This is a genomic window from Amycolatopsis lexingtonensis, assembly GCF_014873755.1.
Classification (GTDB): domain Bacteria; phylum Actinomycetota; class Actinomycetes; order Mycobacteriales; family Pseudonocardiaceae; genus Amycolatopsis; species Amycolatopsis lexingtonensis.
In genome coordinates, this window is record NZ_JADBEG010000001.1 from 6858314 (window position 1) to 6873572 (window position 15259).

A 15259-nucleotide genomic window follows, 5' to 3' on the forward strand; every position below is an offset into this window, starting at 1 on the left:
CTACTTCGCTCCCAGCGACTTCCAGGCCGACCAGCTGTAGTTCCAGTCCTTGACGTCCGAGGCCATCGGCGCGCCCAGCTGGGAGCCGGTGATCTCGACCGGGTCGCCGACCAGCGCGGAGTCGAAGAAGTCCTTGGCGTCGGCCTCGAGGAGGTTGACGCAGCCGTGGGAGTTGTTGTTCTTCCCGATGTTGGCCGCGTTGTCCTGGTTCTCGTGGATGTACTCGCCGTGGTTGGAGAACCGGCAGGCCCACTTCTTGTTGACGTTCGTGTAGCCGTAGCGGGCGTTGTCGAAGACGGCCGTCGGCTCCTTGCTCATGATGATGTAGGTGCCGTTGGGGGTGTTGCGGTCGACCTCGGCGTCCAGGCCGTTCGCGCACGGGTAGCTCTTGACCTGCGACCCGCCCCGGTAGACGCGCATCTGGTGGTCCGGGGTGTTGACCTTGACCACCTGGTTGCGGCCGATCTTGAACTTCGTGGTGACGTCGGCCTTGCCGTACGCGCCGCCGCCCAGCTCGACGCCGTAGAGCTTCGCCTCGACGCTCACCGTGATGTTCTGCGGCCAGTACTCCTTCGGCCGGTAGTCGACCTGGCTGTCGGACAGCCAGCCCCAGGCGCCTTCGACGTCCTGGTCCGTCTTCACGGACAGCGCCTTCTCGACGGCCTTGCGGTCCTTGACCGGCGACGCGAACTTGACGCTGATCGGCATGGCCACGCCGACCTGCTGGTTGTCGGCGGGGTTGAGCGTGGCGCGGATCTGCTTGGCCGGGCTGATCGTGGTGAACGTGCCGGTGAGCTCGGCCGGCTTGCCGTCGGAGCCGGTGGCTTTGGCCGCGTAGGTGTAGGTCTTGCCGTAGCCGAGCGGCTCGGAGCTGGTCCAGGTGAGCCCGTCGGGGGCGGTGTCGCCCTTGACGGCCTTGCCGCCGTCCGCGGTCACCTTGCACTCGGTGAGCTTGCCGTCGGCGACCTTGATCACGACGGGCTTGAGGACCGGGACGTCCTTCGCGTTGACCGCCGGCTCCGCCGTGATCTTCGCCACGGGCTGGGCGCTCTCCCCGTCGGCGCCCGCCGCCCCGGTGGGCAGCGCGGTGCCGTCGTTCGTGCTCGAACACGCCGCGGCGACCAGGGCGGCCCCCGCCGCCAGAGCGGCCTTGAAGACCGTACGCCGTTCGATCACCGAAACCTCCCGAGTTCCCCCGCCGACCAGCGGGCCCACGCCCTTAGCGCTGGTCGCCCGCCCGACGTTACCTGTCGAAAGGTAAAGACCATCCGATCAGGTGGCTACGCCTTTGTCGACAAAGACGTCTCATACACGTCCAGGTTGCCCGGTTCGGCTCAAATGACGCAGTTGATCAAGAGCGGTTCCGGGTGCAGGGAGACGCCGAAGCGCTCCCGCACCCCGTCGCGGACCTCCCTGGCCAGCGCCAGCAGGTCTTCGGTCGTCGCGCCGCCGCGGTTGGTCAGCGCGAGCGTGTGCTTCGTCGACAGCGAGACGCGGTTCCCCGGTCCGGGGTACCCCTTGGCGAAGCCGGCGCGCTCGATCAGCCAGGCGGCCGAGAGCTTGATGCCGCCGTCGGCCGGGTACTGCGGGGCCTCCGAGCCGACGGCCGCCGTGATCCGCTCGAGGACGGCCGCCGCCTCGGCGGCCGGGATGATCGGGTTGGTGAAGAACGAGCCCGCGCTCCACGTGTCGTGGTCGGCCGGGTCCAGCACCATGCCCTTGCCGCGACGCAGCTTCAGCACGGCTTCGCGCGCTTCGGCCGCCGGGACACGGGCGCCGATCTCGACGCCGAGCGTGCGCGCCAGTTCGGCGTAGCGGATGGGCGCGGAAAGGCCGTCTTCGCGGACCTCGAAGCGGACCGAGAGGACGACGCCGGTGTCGGTGCCCTTGAGGACGCTGGTGCGGTAGGCGAAGCCGAGCTCGTCGGCCTTGAGCGTGCGCACCTCGCGCGTCACGCGGTCGTAGACGTCGACGCTGACCAGGGACTCCGCGACCTCGCAGCCGTACGCGCCGACGTTCTGGATCGGCGTCGCGCCGACGCTGCCCGGGATGCCCGAGAGACACTCGAGCCCGCCCAGCCCGGCCTCGACCAGCGCGGCGACGAAGGCGTCCCAGTTCTGGCCGGCCTGCACCTCGACGACGTCGCCGTCGCGGCGCCAGCCGGTGTTCGCCACCTCGACGAGGGTGCCGTCGAACCCCGCGTCGGCGACCACCAGGTTGGAGCCGCCGCCGAGCAGCAGCACCGGCTCGCCCGCCGCGTCGGCGTCGCGGACGGCCTCGACGAGTTCTTCGCTGGTCACGGCGCTCACGAACCGGCGGGCGGGGCCGCCGAGGCGCAACGTGGTGTACGCCGAGAGCTGCGGGAGCGCGGGAGTCGGGGCGGTGTTCACCCGTCTGACGGTACTGTCCGGCTCATGGGATCCCGGATCGAGCACCGCGCTGAGTTCGCCGCCGACGTCGCCGCCGTGTACGCCGCGGTGTCCGGCGAGGACGCGTTGCGGGCGCGGCTGGCGGAGCTCGGCGGGCACGACGCGGCGCTGCTGGCGTACGAGGTCTCGGGCACGGACCTGCGGTACCAGCTGCGGCAGGGGATCAGCGCGGACCGGCTCCCGCAGGCGGTCCGGACGCTGCACAAGGGCGACCTGCTGGTGACCCGCACGCAGACCTGGCGCGTCAGCAACGACGGCACCGGGCACCAGGGCCAGGCCGCGGTCGAGGTCGGCGGCGTCCCGGGCGAGATCACCGCGCGGACGGCGGTGCTGGCCAACGGCGCGAAGACGGTCCTGCGGACGAGCGGCGAGGTGACGGTCCGGATCCCGCTGTTCGGCGGGAAGCTGGAGAGCGTGATCGCCGAGCAGGTCACCAAACTGCTGGAGCGCGAAGCCGAATTCACCGCGAAGTGGCTGGCCGGGGCCGCCTGAGCCCGGTCGGCGCGCCGACCCGCGGCACGACCAACCCGAACCGCCTGCGCCGGGTCGACCGGTGGATCGCGGCTTCCCCGCCGACGACCCGGCTGCTGCGCGCGGCCGGCTCCCCGCTGGTCGTCGACCTCGGCTACGGCGCTTCCCCGGTGACGACGGTCGAGCTGGCCCGGTGGCTGCGGCGGGTCCGGCCGGACGTCCGTGTGCTGGGCCTGGAGCTGGATCCCGAGCGGGTCGCCGCCGCGTTGCCCGCCGCGTCGCCGCCGTCGCTGGACTTCCGCCGCGGCGGGTTCGAGCTGGCCGGGACGCGGCCGGTGCTGGTGCGCGCGTTCAACGTGCTGCGGCAGTACGCGGAGGACGAGGTCGCGGGCGCGTGGGGCCTGGTGCTGGACTCGATGGCGCCGGGCGGCCTGCTGGTCGAAGGCACCTGCGACGAGATCGGGCGGCTGTCGACGTGGGTGCTGGTGTCGGCGGCCGGGCCGGTTTCCCTGACGCTGTCGATGCGGCTGGCCGGGCTGGACCGGCCGTCGACGATCGCCGAGCGGCTGCCGAAGGCGCTGATCCACCGGAACGTGCCGGGCGAGCGGGTCCACGCGCTGCTCTCGGCGCTGGACACCTGCTGGGCCACGGCGGCGCCGCACCAGGCGTTCGGCGTCCGCTCGCGCTGGCTGGAAACGGTCCGGCTGCTGATCGCGCGCGGCTGGCCGGTGCTCGGCCCGCCGTCCCGCGTCCGCCTCGGTGAGCTGACCGTCCCCTGGTCCTCAGTCGCGCCCGCCTGAACGTTCACCGGGGCACCCCACCTGAAGCGCCCCAATGTGGCGTTGGTTGCGTCAGACGCACCCAATGTGGCGTTCGGTGCGCTGGATGCACCGAACGCCACATTGGGGCGCTTGTTCACCGGGGCACCCCCGCTGCGTCACCCCGAAGTGACCTGCGGTGATCACCATTGAGCCGTGGAACTCCTGGGGCAGGTCACCGAGCTGCTGCGCGGCGCGCTCGGCTCGCCGTGGCTGTGGGTGGTCGTCTTCGCGGTGTCCGGATTGGACGCCTTGCTGCCGTTCATGCCCAGCGAGACGACGGTCGTCACCGTCGCGGTCCTGCTCGGACCCGATCCCGCGCAGCTGACCCTGCTCGCCACGGTCGCGGCCGGCGGGGCGTGGGCGGGCGACTGCCTCGGGTACGCCGTCGGGCGGTCCGCCGGGCCGCGGGCGATCGCGCGGCTGCAACGCGGGCCCGAGGGGCAGCGGCGCTACGAATGGGCGCGCGACCAGGTGCGGCGCAACGGCGGGCTGCTCATCATCGCCGCCCGTTACCTGCCCGGCGGGCGCGTCGCCAGCTCGCTCGCGAACGGCAGCCTGGGGTACCCGCTGCCGAGGTTCGTCGTGCTCGACCTCGCCGGCGCGGCGATCTGGGCGGTCTACAGCGTGCTGATCGGCCTCGCCGGCGGCGCCGCCTTCGCCGACGAGCCGGGCAAGGGCCTGCTGCTGTCCTTCAGCCTCGGCCTGGGCCTGGTCTTCGCCATCGAAGCCGGCCGGCGGCTACGGTCGGCCCATGCTCGAAGCGATCGACGTCCACGCCGACGCGCTGAAGCGGGCGGCGCTGACAGCCGGCCCGGCGGCCCCGGTGCCGAACTGTCCGAAGTGGACTGTCCATGACCTGGTGACGCACATCGCGTTCGTGCACGGCCTGGTCGTCAGCCTGGCGGTGAACCAGCCGGCGAAACCGGCTCCGCCGCCGGGCTGGGACGACGTCCTCGGCTGGTGGGACGGCCAGCGCCTGGCCCTGCGCGAAGCACTGGGCCGGAACCCGGAAGCCCCCGCGTTTTCGCCGTACCCGGGCTTCGCCTCGACGGTCGGCGACTGGACGCGGCGGATGGCGCACGAGACGGCGATCCACCGCCTCGACGCCGAATCCGCCCTCGCGGCCGCCCCGCAGACCCGCTTCTCCCCCGAGTTCGCGAACGACGGCATCGACGAGTTCCTGACGTACCTCGCTCCGCGCCTCGGCTTCGCCATCGGCGTGCGGGTCACGACACCGGAACGGACGTGGACCGTCGGCGCCCCGGCGACCGAGGTGTCCGGCGCCGCCGACGACGTCTACCGGGCCCTGTACGGCCGCCCCCACCAGGCGGTGCTGCGCGGGGACCGGCTCCCCGCGGTCTGACCGGCCCGGGGGAGAATGCCGTCGTGACCGCTCCCGAACGCCGCTACGTCATCACCTTCGGCTGCCCCGACCGCACCGGCATCATCGCCCGGATCTCCGGGTTCCTCGCCGAGCACGGCGGCTGGATCGTCGAAGCGGCCTACCACACCGACCCGGACACCGGCTGGTTCTTCACCCGCCAGGTCGTCCGGGCCGACTCCCTGCCGTTCGACGCCGACGAGCTGCGCGCCCGCTTCGGCGAGGTGGCCGCGGACCTGTCCGCCGAGTCGAGCTGGCAGGTCAGCGACACCGGTGAGCGGCGCCGCGCGGTGGTGCTCGTCTCGAAGGCCGGGCACTGCCTGTACGACCTGCTCGGCCGGGTCGCGTCCGGCGAGCTCGACGTCGACATCGCGGCGGTGATCGGCAATCACGAGTCGCTCGCCGACATCACCCGCGCGCACGGCATCCCGTTCCACCACGTGCCGTTCCCGGCCGGCGGCAAGGAAGCGGCGTTCGAGCAGGTGCGGAAGCTGGTCGACGAGCACGACCCGCACGCGGTGGTGCTGGCCCGGTTCATGCAGATCCTGCCCGCGGACCTGTGCCGCGACTGGGCCGGCCGCGCGATCAACATCCACCACAGCTTCCTGCCGTCGTTCATCGGCGCGAAGCCGTACCACCAGGCGCACACCCGCGGCGTGAAGCTGGTCGGCGCGACCTGCCACTACGTGACGGCGGACCTCGACGCGGGCCCGATCATCGAGCAGGACGTCATCCGCGTCGACCACGGCGACTCGGTCGAGGACATGGTCCGCAAGGGCCGCGACATCGAGAAGGTGACGCTGGCCCGCGGCCTGCGCTGGCACCTGGAGAACCGGGTGCTGGTGCACGGCAACCGCACCGTGGTGTTCTGACGCGGTTGCCGTGCCCGGGATCAGGCGCCGATCGTCTTGGCGTCGATGACGAACCGGTAGCGCACGTCGGAGTTCTCGACGCGCTCGTAGGCCTCGTTAACCTTGTCCGCCGGGATCGTCTCGATCTCCGCGCCGATGCCGTGCTCCGCGCAGAAGTCCAGCATCTCCTGGGTCTCGGCGATGCCGCCGATCATCGAGCCGGCCAGCACCTTGTTGCCGCCCAGCAGCGAGAAGGCGTTGTAGTTCAGCGGCTCTCCGGGCGCGCCGACGTTCACCATCGCGCCGCCGACCTTCAGCAGGCCGAGGTAGGCGTCGATCGGCAGCTTGGCCGACACGGTGTTGAGGATGACGTCGAACTTGCCCTTGAGCACGTCGAACGTCGCTTCGTCGCTGGTCGCGTAGTAGTCGGTCGCGCCGAGCTTGAGGCCGTCTTCCTGCTTCTTGAGGCTCTGGCTCAGCACGGTGACCTCGGCGCCCATCGCGGCGGCGATCTTGACGCCCATGTGCCCGAGCCCGCCGAGGCCGATCACGGCGACCTTCTTGCCGGGGCCGGCGCCCCAGTGGTTGAGCGGTGAGTAGGTGGTGATGCCCGCGCACAGCAGCGGCGCGGCGACGTCGAGGTCGATGCCCTCCGGGATGCGGCAGACGAAGGCGTCCTTCACGACGATCTGGTTGCTGTAGCCGCCGTAGGTGTTCTCGCCGTCGAAGCCGACGCCGTTGTAGGTCTGGACGTTGCCCTTGACGCAGAACTGCTCGGTGCCCGCCCGGCAGTACTCGCACTCACCGCAGGAGTCGACCATGCACCCGACGCCGACCCGGTCGCCGACCTGGTACTTCGTGACGTCCGATCCGACCGCGGCGACGACGCCGGCGATCTCGTGACCCGGGACCATCGGGAAGATCGCCTGGCCCCAGTCCTCCTTGGCCTGGTGGATGTCGCTGTGGCAGATGCCCGCGTAGGCGATGTCGATCAGGACGTCGTCGGGACGCAGGTCACGGCGCTCGATCGTGGTCGGCGCCAGCGGCGCACCGGGCGCCGGAGCGGCGATGGCGTTCGTGGTCGTGCTCATGGAACCCTCCGTGTTCAAGTACCGTTGGACCTCGTGAGAGGCCTCTTACATGTTCTACGTAAGAGGGGTCTTACATATTTCGAACGAGAGATGTGATCCAGGTCATGGGCGGCAAGTACCACCACGGCGACCTCCGCGGCGAGCTCGTGCGCGTGTCACTGGACCTCATCGCCGAGCAGGGCCTCGCCGGCTTCTCGGTCGCCGAGGTCGCACGGCGGGCGAAGGTCAGCGCCGGCGCGCCCTACCGGCACTTCGCCGACCGCGAGAGCCTGCTGGCCGAGGTCGCGGCGAACATCGCCTGCCAGCTCGCCGAGCGCGTTGCTTCGGCGGCCGCGGAGCACTCGGATCCGGTGGACGCCCTGGCCGCGGCGGCGGGCGCGTACACGCGCTACCTGATCGAGCGCCGGGCGGGGATGAACGTCCTCTACGCCGACGGCCTGCACGGCCCCGAGCACGTCGCGCTGCACGAGCAGACCCGGAAGCTGACCGACGAGTTCCTGATGCGCTGCCTGGTGGTCGCCCCGGACCCCGCGACGGCGCTGGAGCTGATGGAGCAGCTGTTCACCCAGGCACACGGCTACGGCACGTTCCAGCTCGACGGCGTCTTCGTGAAGCACGGGTATTCGGTGGACCTGGTCGTGCAGAAGTCCACTGAGGCCGCTCGGATCGTCATCGCGGGCCGGACTGTCGGTGGTACGCGCTAGCTTGGGCGCATGGGGATCATCGACTCACACGAAGCCCTGCGGGAAGTCGTCGGCGAGGTCGCCGAGCGGACGCAGAAGAAGATCATCGACCGGATCGACGAGCACGCGCGCACCCTGATCGAGCACTCGCCGTTCGTGCTGCTGGCGACGTCGTCCCCGGACGGCCGCTGCGACGTCTCCCCGCGTGGCGACCCGGCGGGCTCGGTCCTGGTGCTCGACGAGAAGACGCTGGTGCTCGCCGACCGCCCGGGCAACAAGCTGGTCGACAGCTTCCGCAACATCGTCGACAACCCGCACGCCGGTCTGCTGTTCCTGGTGCCGGGGATGAACGAGACGCTCCGGGTCAACGGCCGCGCGAAGCTGGTGTCGGACGCACCTTTCTTCGACGACCTCGTCGTGCAGGGGAAGCGGCCGAAGCTCGCGGTGGTCGTCGAGGTCGAAGAGCTGTATATGCACTGCGCGAAGGCGTTCCTGCGGTCGTCGCTGTGGGATCCGGCGACCTGGCCGGAGCGTTCGGCACTGCCTTCGCTCGGCACGATCCTGCGCGATCAGATGGCGCTCCCGATCTCGGCGGACGAGCTGGACGCGGACCTCAACGAACGGGCGCTGACCCAGCAGTACTGATCCCGGCGACGACGTCGAGCAGGCCGGGGAACCGCGCGTCGAACTCGTCCCGGCGCAGCCGCACGAACGTGCCGTTGCCCGCGTCGCGCTGGCGGACCAGGCCGGCTTCGCGCAGCACGCGCCAGTGGTGCGTCCGGGTCGACTTGGCGATCGGCAGCGGGAACGACGAGCACGCGCGCTCGACGCCGTCCCCGGCCACGAGTTCCAGCACCACCGCGCGGCGGTGCGGGTCGGCGAGGGCGGACAGGACCGCGCCGAGGTCGACGTCGGCCATCTCCGGGATCGGCAGTTCACCGGGCATGCTGGACATGGTACGACAGCTGTCGTACCTTCGACGAGGTACGACAACCTTCGAACCTCCGGAGCCCGCATGCTGTGCGTCTTCGACGTCAACGAGACCCTGCTCGACCTGTCGGCGATCGACGCCACCATCGGCGGCCCCGAGCTGCGCCGCGAGTGGTTCGGGCTGGCCATCCACACCGTCCTGACCGTGACGGCGACCGGTGGCTACCAGGACTTCGCGGGCATCGCGGGGGCGGCCGCCGTCGAGGTCGCGGCCCGGCATGGACGCGAAGTGGACCTCGCGAAGGTCGCCGCGGGCCTGCGGTCGCTGCCGGCCCACCCGGACGTCGAGCCCGGCCTGGCGAAGCTGCGCGAAAACGGCCACACGCTCGTCGCCCTGACGAACTCGCCGCTCGCCACCGCCGAGGCGCAGCTGCAGAACGCCGGGCTGGCGCCACTGCTCGACCGGATCTTCTCGGCCGAGCAGGTCGGCAGGCTCAAGCCGGCGCCCGAGCCGTACCGCCAGGTCGTGGCCGCCTACCCCGGGGAACGGGCGCTGATGATCGCGGCGCACGACTGGGACATCGCGGGCGCCCAGGCGGCGGGCCTCGAGACGGCGTTGCTCACCCGTCCCGGCGTCCACCCGCTGCCCGGTTCGCCCGCGCCCACCTACACCGCGTCGACCCTGCCGGAGCTGGCCAAACTGCTCTAGTCGGCGATGCGGACCAGCATCTTGCCGGTGTTGGCCCCGGACAGCAGGCCGAGGAACGCCTCGGGCGCGTTGCGGATGCCGTCCACGAAAGTCTCCGAGTACTTGATCTGCCCGGACTGGACCAGCGGCGCGACCTCGCTGACGAACTGCTGCTGCAGGCCCCAGTGGTCGAGCACCAGCAGGCCGCGGATGGTGATCCGCTTGGCGATGATCTGCGCGAGGTTGCGCGGCGCCGGGGTCGCCTCGGTGGCGTTGTACTGGGAGATCATCCCGCAGACGGCGATCCGGCCGTGCAGGTTGATCGCGTCGATCGCGGCTTCGAGGTGCTCGCCGCCGACGTTGTCGAAGTAGACGTCGATGCCCTCGGGCGCCGCGGCGTGCAGCTGCTCGGCGACCGGGCCGTCCTTGTAGTTGAAGGCCGCGTCGAAGCCGAGGTCGTCGATCAGGTGGCGGACCTTCTCCGCCGAACCCGCCGAGCCGATGACCCGCTTGGCGCCCTTCAGCTTCGCGAGCTGCCCGACGAGCGAGCCGACCGCGCCGGCCGCGCCGGAGACGAACACCGTGTCGCCCGGCTTGAACTCGGCCGACTCCAGCAGGCCCGCGTACGCGGTGAGACCCGGCATGCCGAGCACGCCGAGGTAGGTCGACAGCGGCGCGGCGTCGCCGTCCACCTTGACGAAGCGCTTGGCGTCAAGGACGGCGTGCGTGCGCCAGCCGGCCTGGTGCAGCACGTGGTCACCCGGCTTGACGTCGTCGACGTTCGACTCGACGACCTCGCCGACCGCGCCGCCGGACATGACCTCGCCGACCTCGAACGGCGGCGCGTAGGACTTCACGTCCCGCATGCGGCCGCGCATGGCCGGGTCGACGCTCATGACCAGGTTGCGCACCAGGATCTGACCCTCGCCCGCCGTGGGGATCTCGGTGTCCACGATCTCGAAGTTGTCCTGCGTGGGGACACCGTGCGGGCGGGACGCGAGCCGGATTTCGGTCGCCTGGGTGGGTGCGTTCACCGTCGAACTCCTCAAGTCGGTCGAAGCGGGGCAGGCGCCCCGGATTCCACCCGGATCAACGAGCTAACCGGGGCGAGCATTCCGTCTGTGACTGGTCACACGATCTCGGCAAGCTTTCCCAGCACCCCGTCGTAAATCTTCTTCAGGCCGCCGGGCGCGAAGGTCTTCTCGAAGAAGCCGCCGATACCCCCGGCACCGTCCCACGAAGTCTCGATCCGGACCACGCTGCGCTCACCCGCTTCGGTGACCGTCCAAGTGGTGACCATGCTCGAGTTCGCGTCGGTCTCGACGAGCGTGCCCGGCTTCGGCTCGGTGACCGTGGCCTTGACGTCCCGCACGCGCTTGGACGTCGCCTGCAGCTTCCAGCCGGCCTTGGTCCCGGCACCGACACCGCCTTCGGTGACCTCGTAGTCGCGGTAGTGCTCGGTGAGCAGCTTCGGGCGCGTTTCGGCGTAGTCGGCGACGAGCGCGCGCACCTTGTCGGCCGGAGCGTCGATCGTGCGCTCCGCGGTGGCCGTGACCTTTCCCATTTCACTCCTTAGCCCGAGATATCGATCGTGACCACAGTAGGCTGACCCCCATGAGTGCCACTCCGGACGCCACCGGTCGGCGGCGCGCCACCGTGGCGCTCAAGGAGTCGCTGCGCGAGCTGCGCAACCAGCTTTCCCTGCTGAACCACCAGGTCAGCGCCCACTTGGCACTGAAGGACGTCGACCTGGACTGCCTCGAGCTGATCGCCCGCCACGGCCCGCTGAGCCCGAGCGCGCTGGCTCGCCGGGCGGGGCTGCACCCGGCGACGATGACCGGCATCCTCGACCGCCTGCAGAAGGGCGGCTGGATCGTCCGCGACCGCGACCCGGAGGCGGCCGACCGGCGCGCGGTGGCGGTCCGCGCGATCCGCGGCCGCAACGGCGAGCTGTTCCGGCTCTACGCGGGCATGAACACGGCGATGGACGAGCTGTGCGCGGACTACAGCGAAGAGGAACTGGCGTTGATCGCCGGGTTCCTGCGGCGGGCGACGTCGGCCGGTCACACGGCGACGGGTGATCTCGCTAACGGCTGACCAGCGGTTTTTGTGCTGTACTTCAGCGCATGTGGCAGTCAGGCGACGCGTACGAGGCCTACATCGGACGGTGGAGCCGCCGGATCGCGGAGACGTTCGTCCGGCAGCTCGACGTCCCGGCGAGCCGGCGCTGGCTCGACGTCGGCTGCGGCACCGGCGCCCTGACCTCGGCGGTCCTGACCGCGGCCGACCCGGCGGAGGTCGCGGGAGTCGACCCGTCCGAGGGCTTCCTCAAGACGGCTCGCGAGTCGGTGACGGATCCGCGGGCGTCATTCGAGGTCGCCGACGCCCGCGAGCTCCCGTTCCCCGACGACCGCTTCGACGTGGTCGTGTCGGGGCTGGTCCTGAACTTCGTCCCGGAGCCGGCCCGCGCGGCGGCGGAGATCGCCCGGGTGACGGCGCCGGGCGGGCTGGCGGCGGCGTACCTGTGGGATCTCGCCGAGGGCATGGAGCTGATCCGGCTCTTCTGGGACACCGCGGCCGAACTGGACCCGGCGATCGCCGAGGAGCACGAAGGCCGCCGGTTCCCGCTGTGCCGCCCGGAACCGCTCGGTCGCTTGTGGACGGAAGCGGGCTTCGCGGCGGTGTCCGTGGGAGAGATCAAGATCCCCACGGTGTTCCGGGACTTCGACGACTACTGGCAGCCGTTCCTCGGCGCGCAGGGCCCGGCCCCGGCGTACCTCGCGACACTCCCCGAGGCCCGCCGGGACCAGATCCGTGAACTCCTGCGCAGCCGCCTGCCCACGAACCCGGACGGGTCGATCCCGCTCTCGGCGAGCGCCTGGGTCGTGCGCGGTACCGCTTAGAGACCGGCCTGCGCCAGCCAGTCCTTCGCGACGTCTTCGGCCTTTTCGCCATCGGAGTCGACGCGCTTGTTCAGGTCCCGCATGACGTCGGTGGTCAGCTTCGCGCTCACCGCGTTGACGGCGTTCGCGAAGTCGGCGCCGCGCTCGTCGAGCACCTTCTTGTTCACCGCCGGCACGACGTTCTCGGTCGGGACGATGTTCAGGTCGTCCTTGAGCACCGTGTAGTTCGAGTCGCCGGTCAGCGGGCTGACCGAGTCGACCGGGATGACCGTGACGGCACCGGACTTGAGCTGCTCGACCCGCGGCCCGGCTTCCTGGATGGTCTGGAAGGTCGCGTTCGTGAGCTTGTACGTCTCCTTGAAGCCGAGGAAGCACGGGAGGCGCTTCTCGCACTCCGGCGGGCCCGCCATGACGACCTTGTCGAGCTTCTTCAGGTCGCTGATGGACGCGATGCCCTTTTCCTTGGCCAGGTCCGACTTGACGATGTAGGTGTTCTTGTCCTCGGCGGCGGCGAAGTTCAGCAGCCCGACCCCGCTGGGCTCGAACAGCTTGGCCAGCTGGTCGTGCTCCTCCTGCGCGGTCTTGCCCGCCTCCTTGCCGAAGCCGGTGGTGATCGCCGCGCCCTGGTACTCCGGGACGAACTGGAGTTCGCCGGACTTCAGGGACGGGTAGATCAGCTCCCGCGAGCCCAGGTTCAGCTTCTTCGTCACCGGGTAGCCCTTCGCCTCCAGCGCCTGGGCGTAGATCTCGGCGAGGATCTGGCTGTCGGTGAAGTTGAAGGAGGCGACGACGATCGGCGCCCCGCCCTTGCTCTGCGCGGCGGGCTTGTCACCGCTGTCGCCGCCACCACCACAGGCGGCCAAGCCGAGCGTCGCCGCGACGGCCACCGCCACCACGGACGCGTTCCGGAACCAGCGCACGAATCCCCACTCCCTCGTCACTCGAACAGACGAAAGGACCCTAGCGCCGCCCACCGACAACTATCCACATGTTGGGAGAAGACCGCCCGATTTCCCAGCGTTCGGAATTCGAGCGGCCCGATCGGGGTAAGGTCGCCGGGTGCACTCGAGCGCGGTGACGCCGCTGGCCGCCGACAGCGGACCGCCGATCTTCCAGTGGAAGTGGGTCGACCGCAACGCCGACGACATCGTCCAGCGCCTGGTCGAACACATCTCGCTGACCGGCGTCGCGCTCGGCGCCGGTCTGGTGGTCTCGATCGGGCTGGCCCTGTTGTCCTTGCGCTTCCGCTGGTCCTACGGCTTCATCCTGAGCGCGGCGGGCGCGTTGTACGTGATCCCGAGCCTGGGCGCCTTCGCCGTGCTGGTGCCGTTCTTCGGGCTGTCGTTCGTGTCGGCGGTGATCCCGCTGGCGACGTACACGCTGCTGATCCTCGTCCGCAACATCGTCACCGGCGTCGACCAGGTACCGAACGAAGTCCGCGAAGCCGCGATCGGCATGGGGTACACGCGCGGCAGGCTGCTGTGGCAGATCGAGCTGCCGCTCGCGCTGCCGGTGGTGATCGCCGGCCTGCGGGTCGCGGCGGTGACGACCATCGGCCTGGTCACGGTGACGTCGATGCTCGGCCTCGGCGGCCTGGGCTACTTCATCCGCCACGGCATCCAGACGGCGACGCCCAACCCGACGGAGATCATCGTCGGCGTGGGGCTGTCGGTGGTGCTGGCGGTGGTCGTGGACCTCCTGCTGTGGCTCAGCGAGCGGGTGCTGGCGCCCTGGACCCGGAAGGCGCGATGAGCTTCTTCGACCAGCTGAACGCCTGGCTCGCGGACCCGAACCGCTGGAGCTGGACGGACAAGGCGGGCGTCCCGTACCGGACGGTGGAGCACCTGAGGTTTTCCCTGCTGGCACTGGCGATCGCGGCGCTGCTGACGATCCCGCTGGCGCTGTGGCTGGCCCACTACCGCCGTGGCGCGTTCCTGGCGAGCAGCGCGGTCAACATCGGGCGCGCGATCCCGAGCTTCGGGCTGATCATCCTGTTCTGGTTCCTGGCGAGCCGCTGGGAGCTGGACACGACGTTCTGGCCGCTCCTGCTGGCGCTGGTGGCGCTGGCGATGCCGCCGCTGTTCACCAACACGTACGCGGGCGTGGTGTCCCTGGAGCAGGAGACGGTCGACGCCGCCCGCGGCACGGGCTACCGCGAGTGGCAGATCATGCTCCGCCTGGAGCTCCCCCTGGCGTCCCCGGTGATCCTGGCGGGCGCCCGGGTCTCGTTCCTCCAGCTGATCGCGACGGTGGCGATCGGCGCGATCGTCAACGACGGCGGCGGCCTCGGCCGCTACATCGTCGACGGCTTCGCACTGGGCGCCCAGGGCTACGGCCAGATCTTCGCGGGCGGCCTCGCCGCGGTGCTGCTGGCCCTGCTGTGCGACGGCGCGTTCGCGCTGATCACGCGCCTGGCGACGCCCCGCGGTCTCGCGCTGCAGAACGCCCGCCGCTAGAAGACCCCGGCGAGGATCAGCACCCCGAGCCCGACGAGCACCACGGGCAGCACGACGTGCCCGTAGCGGGCGAGAACCGGCGCGACGGCGGGCCGGGTCGCGAGGAACCGCCCGGCCACGCACCAGACCGCGACACCGGCGAGGAAGACGACGACGTACCCGGCCAGGCTCCCGCTCGCGGCGAAGGCGGGAACGTAGACGCCGACGTTGTCACCGCCGTTCGCGAAGCACACGAGGGCGATCCCGAGCACCCCGGCGGCCGGCGCGGGTTCGTCGTCGTCGGCTTGGAACGCCTGCCAAGCCGCGCGCAGGCCGAGCAGGATCGGGAGCACGCCGAGCCACCGGACGGCACCACCGGGCAGCAGCCCGGCCCCGAGCGCCCCGGCAACCGAGACGGCGAGGATCCCGGCGAACCCGAGGAACTGCCCGGCGACGACCTCGAGCCGGCTCCGGCGTCCGGCGGCTCGGCCGAAGAAGACGGCGAGGAGCACGAGGTCGTCGATGTTGGTGGCGGCGAACATGGCAGCCGCGCTCCCGATCAGGCCGAGGTCCACG

General features: G+C 70.8%; 20 protein-coding genes. 12 read left to right on the plus strand and 8 right to left on the minus strand.

The genetic code is table 11. The features are described from left to right. Together H4696_RS31275 and H4696_RS31280 are read right to left on the minus strand one after the other, a co-directional pair. On the minus strand, positions 1–1176 hold the full coding sequence (locus H4696_RS31275; protein WP_086858978.1) for a L,D-transpeptidase: 1176 nt from the start codon (positions 1174–1176) through the stop codon (positions 1–3). A gap of 158 nt (positions 1177–1334) precedes the next feature. Beyond that, positions 1335–2390, minus strand: coding sequence for a UDP-N-acetylmuramate dehydrogenase (locus H4696_RS31280; protein ID WP_086858979.1), 1056 nt, complete (start codon positions 2388–2390; stop codon positions 1335–1337). A gap of 24 nt (positions 2391–2414) precedes the next feature. Here H4696_RS31280 and H4696_RS31285 point away from each other — a divergent pair, with 24 nt between their 5' ends. The 5 genes from H4696_RS31285 to purU all read left to right on the plus strand — a co-directional run bounded on the left by H4696_RS31285 (position 2415) and on the right by purU (position 5974). Beyond that, on the plus strand, positions 2415–2921 hold the full coding sequence (locus tag H4696_RS31285) for a DUF2505 domain-containing protein (protein ID WP_086858980.1): 507 nt from the start codon (positions 2415–2417) through the stop codon (positions 2919–2921). Beyond that, positions 2900–3700 (plus strand): SAM-dependent methyltransferase, encoded by an 801-nt coding sequence (locus tag H4696_RS31290; protein ID WP_086858981.1) that lies wholly within the window; start codon positions 2900–2902, stop codon positions 3698–3700. Before H4696_RS31285 ends, H4696_RS31290 begins: the two co-directional genes overlap by 22 nt. Positions 3701–3874: 174 nt before the next feature. Further along, positions 3875–4576 (plus strand): DedA family protein, encoded by a 702-nt coding sequence (locus tag H4696_RS31295; RefSeq protein WP_086859010.1) that lies wholly within the window; start codon positions 3875–3877, stop codon positions 4574–4576. Next, a complete protein-coding gene (locus H4696_RS31300) occupies positions 4473–5084 on the plus strand; it encodes a maleylpyruvate isomerase family mycothiol-dependent enzyme (protein ID WP_086858982.1) in 612 nt (203 codons plus the stop codon). Before H4696_RS31295 ends, H4696_RS31300 begins: the two co-directional genes overlap by 104 nt. A gap of 23 nt (positions 5085–5107) precedes the next feature. Beyond that, positions 5108–5974 (plus strand): formyltetrahydrofolate deformylase, encoded by an 867-nt coding sequence (gene purU / locus H4696_RS31305; protein ID WP_086858983.1) that lies wholly within the window; start codon positions 5108–5110, stop codon positions 5972–5974. Positions 5975–5994: 20 nt separating this feature from the next. Here purU and H4696_RS31310 read toward each other — a convergent pair whose 3' ends face one another. Then, on the minus strand, positions 5995–7044 hold the full coding sequence (locus tag H4696_RS31310) for an NAD(P)-dependent alcohol dehydrogenase (RefSeq protein ID WP_086858984.1): 1050 nt from the start codon (positions 7042–7044) through the stop codon (positions 5995–5997). 92 nt (positions 7045–7136) lie between these two features. On the opposite strand from H4696_RS31310, the gene H4696_RS31315 reads away from it, so the two are divergent. Next, positions 7137–7748 carry a TetR/AcrR family transcriptional regulator gene (locus tag H4696_RS31315; protein WP_086858985.1) on the plus strand — a complete coding sequence of 204 codons (612 nt, stop codon included), beginning with the start codon at positions 7137–7139 and terminating at the stop codon, positions 7746–7748. A gap of 9 nt (positions 7749–7757) precedes the next feature. Continuing rightward, the gene (locus H4696_RS31320; protein WP_086858986.1) at positions 7758–8372 is read left to right on the plus strand and encodes a pyridoxamine 5'-phosphate oxidase family protein; all 615 of its coding nucleotides are present in this window, start codon (positions 7758–7760) and stop codon (positions 8370–8372) included. Here H4696_RS31320 and H4696_RS51320 read toward each other — a convergent pair. Then, on the minus strand, positions 8341–8673 hold the full coding sequence (locus H4696_RS51320) for an ArsR/SmtB family transcription factor (protein ID WP_169734951.1): 333 nt from the start codon (positions 8671–8673) through the stop codon (positions 8341–8343). The genes H4696_RS31320 and H4696_RS51320 overlap by 32 nt on opposite strands. A gap of 69 nt (positions 8674–8742) precedes the next feature. Here H4696_RS51320 and H4696_RS31330 point away from each other — a divergent pair, with 69 nt between their 5' ends. Next, entirely contained in the window at positions 8743–9366 is a 624-nt protein-coding gene (locus H4696_RS31330; protein ID WP_338064905.1) for a haloacid dehalogenase type II, read from the plus strand. Here H4696_RS31330 and H4696_RS31335 read toward each other — a convergent pair. Both H4696_RS31335 and H4696_RS31340 read right to left on the minus strand, forming a co-directional pair. Beyond that, a complete protein-coding gene (locus H4696_RS31335; RefSeq protein WP_086858989.1) occupies positions 9363–10379 on the minus strand; it encodes an NADP-dependent oxidoreductase in 1017 nt (338 codons plus the stop codon). The genes H4696_RS31330 and H4696_RS31335 overlap by 4 nt on opposite strands. A gap of 95 nt (positions 10380–10474) precedes the next feature. Further along, complete coding sequence (locus H4696_RS31340) at positions 10475–10909, minus strand: SRPBCC family protein (RefSeq protein WP_086858990.1); 435 nt, start codon at positions 10907–10909, stop codon at positions 10475–10477. A 50-nt stretch (positions 10910–10959) separates the two neighbouring features. Here H4696_RS31340 and H4696_RS31345 point away from each other — a divergent pair, with 50 nt between their 5' ends. Then, positions 10960–11442 (plus strand): MarR family transcriptional regulator, encoded by a 483-nt coding sequence (locus tag H4696_RS31345; protein WP_086858991.1) that lies wholly within the window; start codon positions 10960–10962, stop codon positions 11440–11442. Between the two features lie 29 nt (positions 11443–11471). Beyond that, positions 11472–12248 (plus strand): class I SAM-dependent methyltransferase, encoded by a 777-nt coding sequence (locus H4696_RS31350; RefSeq protein ID WP_086858992.1) that lies wholly within the window; start codon positions 11472–11474, stop codon positions 12246–12248. On the opposite strand, the gene H4696_RS31355 is transcribed toward H4696_RS31350, so the two are convergent. Beyond that, entirely contained in the window at positions 12245–13168 is a 924-nt protein-coding gene (locus H4696_RS31355; protein WP_086858993.1) for an ABC transporter substrate-binding protein, read from the minus strand. The genes H4696_RS31350 and H4696_RS31355 overlap by 4 nt on opposite strands. Before the next feature lie 139 nt (positions 13169–13307). Between H4696_RS31355 and H4696_RS31360 the strand changes: the two genes are divergently transcribed. Continuing rightward, positions 13308–14000, plus strand: coding sequence for an ABC transporter permease (locus tag H4696_RS31360; RefSeq protein WP_086858994.1), 693 nt, complete (start codon positions 13308–13310; stop codon positions 13998–14000). Next, complete coding sequence (locus tag H4696_RS31365; RefSeq protein ID WP_086858995.1) at positions 13997–14704, plus strand: ABC transporter permease; 708 nt, start codon at positions 13997–13999, stop codon at positions 14702–14704. The genes H4696_RS31360 and H4696_RS31365 overlap by 4 nt, the downstream gene beginning before the upstream one ends. On the opposite strand, the gene H4696_RS31370 is transcribed toward H4696_RS31365, so the two are convergent. After that, the gene (locus H4696_RS31370; RefSeq protein WP_086858996.1) at positions 14701–15258 is read right to left on the minus strand and encodes a cadmium resistance transporter; all 558 of its coding nucleotides are present in this window, start codon (positions 15256–15258) and stop codon (positions 14701–14703) included. The two genes, H4696_RS31365 and H4696_RS31370, sit on opposite strands and share 4 nt — an antisense overlap. Position 15259: the final 1 nt, after the last annotated feature.

What these genes read in the sequence shown, in the direction of transcription:
- H4696_RS31285 (WP_086858980.1), top strand. Translation starts at nt 2,415, where the DNA reads ATGGGATCCCGGATCGAGCACCGCGCTGAGTTCGCCGCCGACGTCGCC.
- H4696_RS31300 (WP_086858982.1), top strand. Translation starts at nt 4,473, where the DNA reads ATGCTCGAAGCGATCGACGTCCACGCCGACGCGCTGAAGCGGGCGGCG.
- H4696_RS31310 (WP_086858984.1), bottom strand. Translation starts at nt 7,044, where the DNA reads ATGAGCACGACCACGAACGCCATCGCCGCTCCGGCGCCCGGTGCGCCG.
- H4696_RS31320 (WP_086858986.1), top strand. Translation starts at nt 7,758, where the DNA reads ATGGGGATCATCGACTCACACGAAGCCCTGCGGGAAGTCGTCGGCGAG.
- H4696_RS51320 (WP_169734951.1), bottom strand. Translation starts at nt 8,673, where the DNA reads ATGCCCGGTGAACTGCCGATCCCGGAGATGGCCGACGTCGACCTCGGC.
- H4696_RS31330 (WP_338064905.1), top strand. Translation starts at nt 8,743, where the DNA reads ATGCTGTGCGTCTTCGACGTCAACGAGACCCTGCTCGACCTGTCGGCG.
- H4696_RS31340 (WP_086858990.1), bottom strand. Translation starts at nt 10,909, where the DNA reads ATGGGAAAGGTCACGGCCACCGCGGAGCGCACGATCGACGCTCCGGCC.
- H4696_RS31345 (WP_086858991.1), top strand. Translation starts at nt 10,960, where the DNA reads ATGAGTGCCACTCCGGACGCCACCGGTCGGCGGCGCGCCACCGTGGCG.
- H4696_RS31350 (WP_086858992.1), top strand. Translation starts at nt 11,472, where the DNA reads ATGTGGCAGTCAGGCGACGCGTACGAGGCCTACATCGGACGGTGGAGC.
- H4696_RS31365 (WP_086858995.1), top strand. Translation starts at nt 13,997, where the DNA reads ATGAGCTTCTTCGACCAGCTGAACGCCTGGCTCGCGGACCCGAACCGC.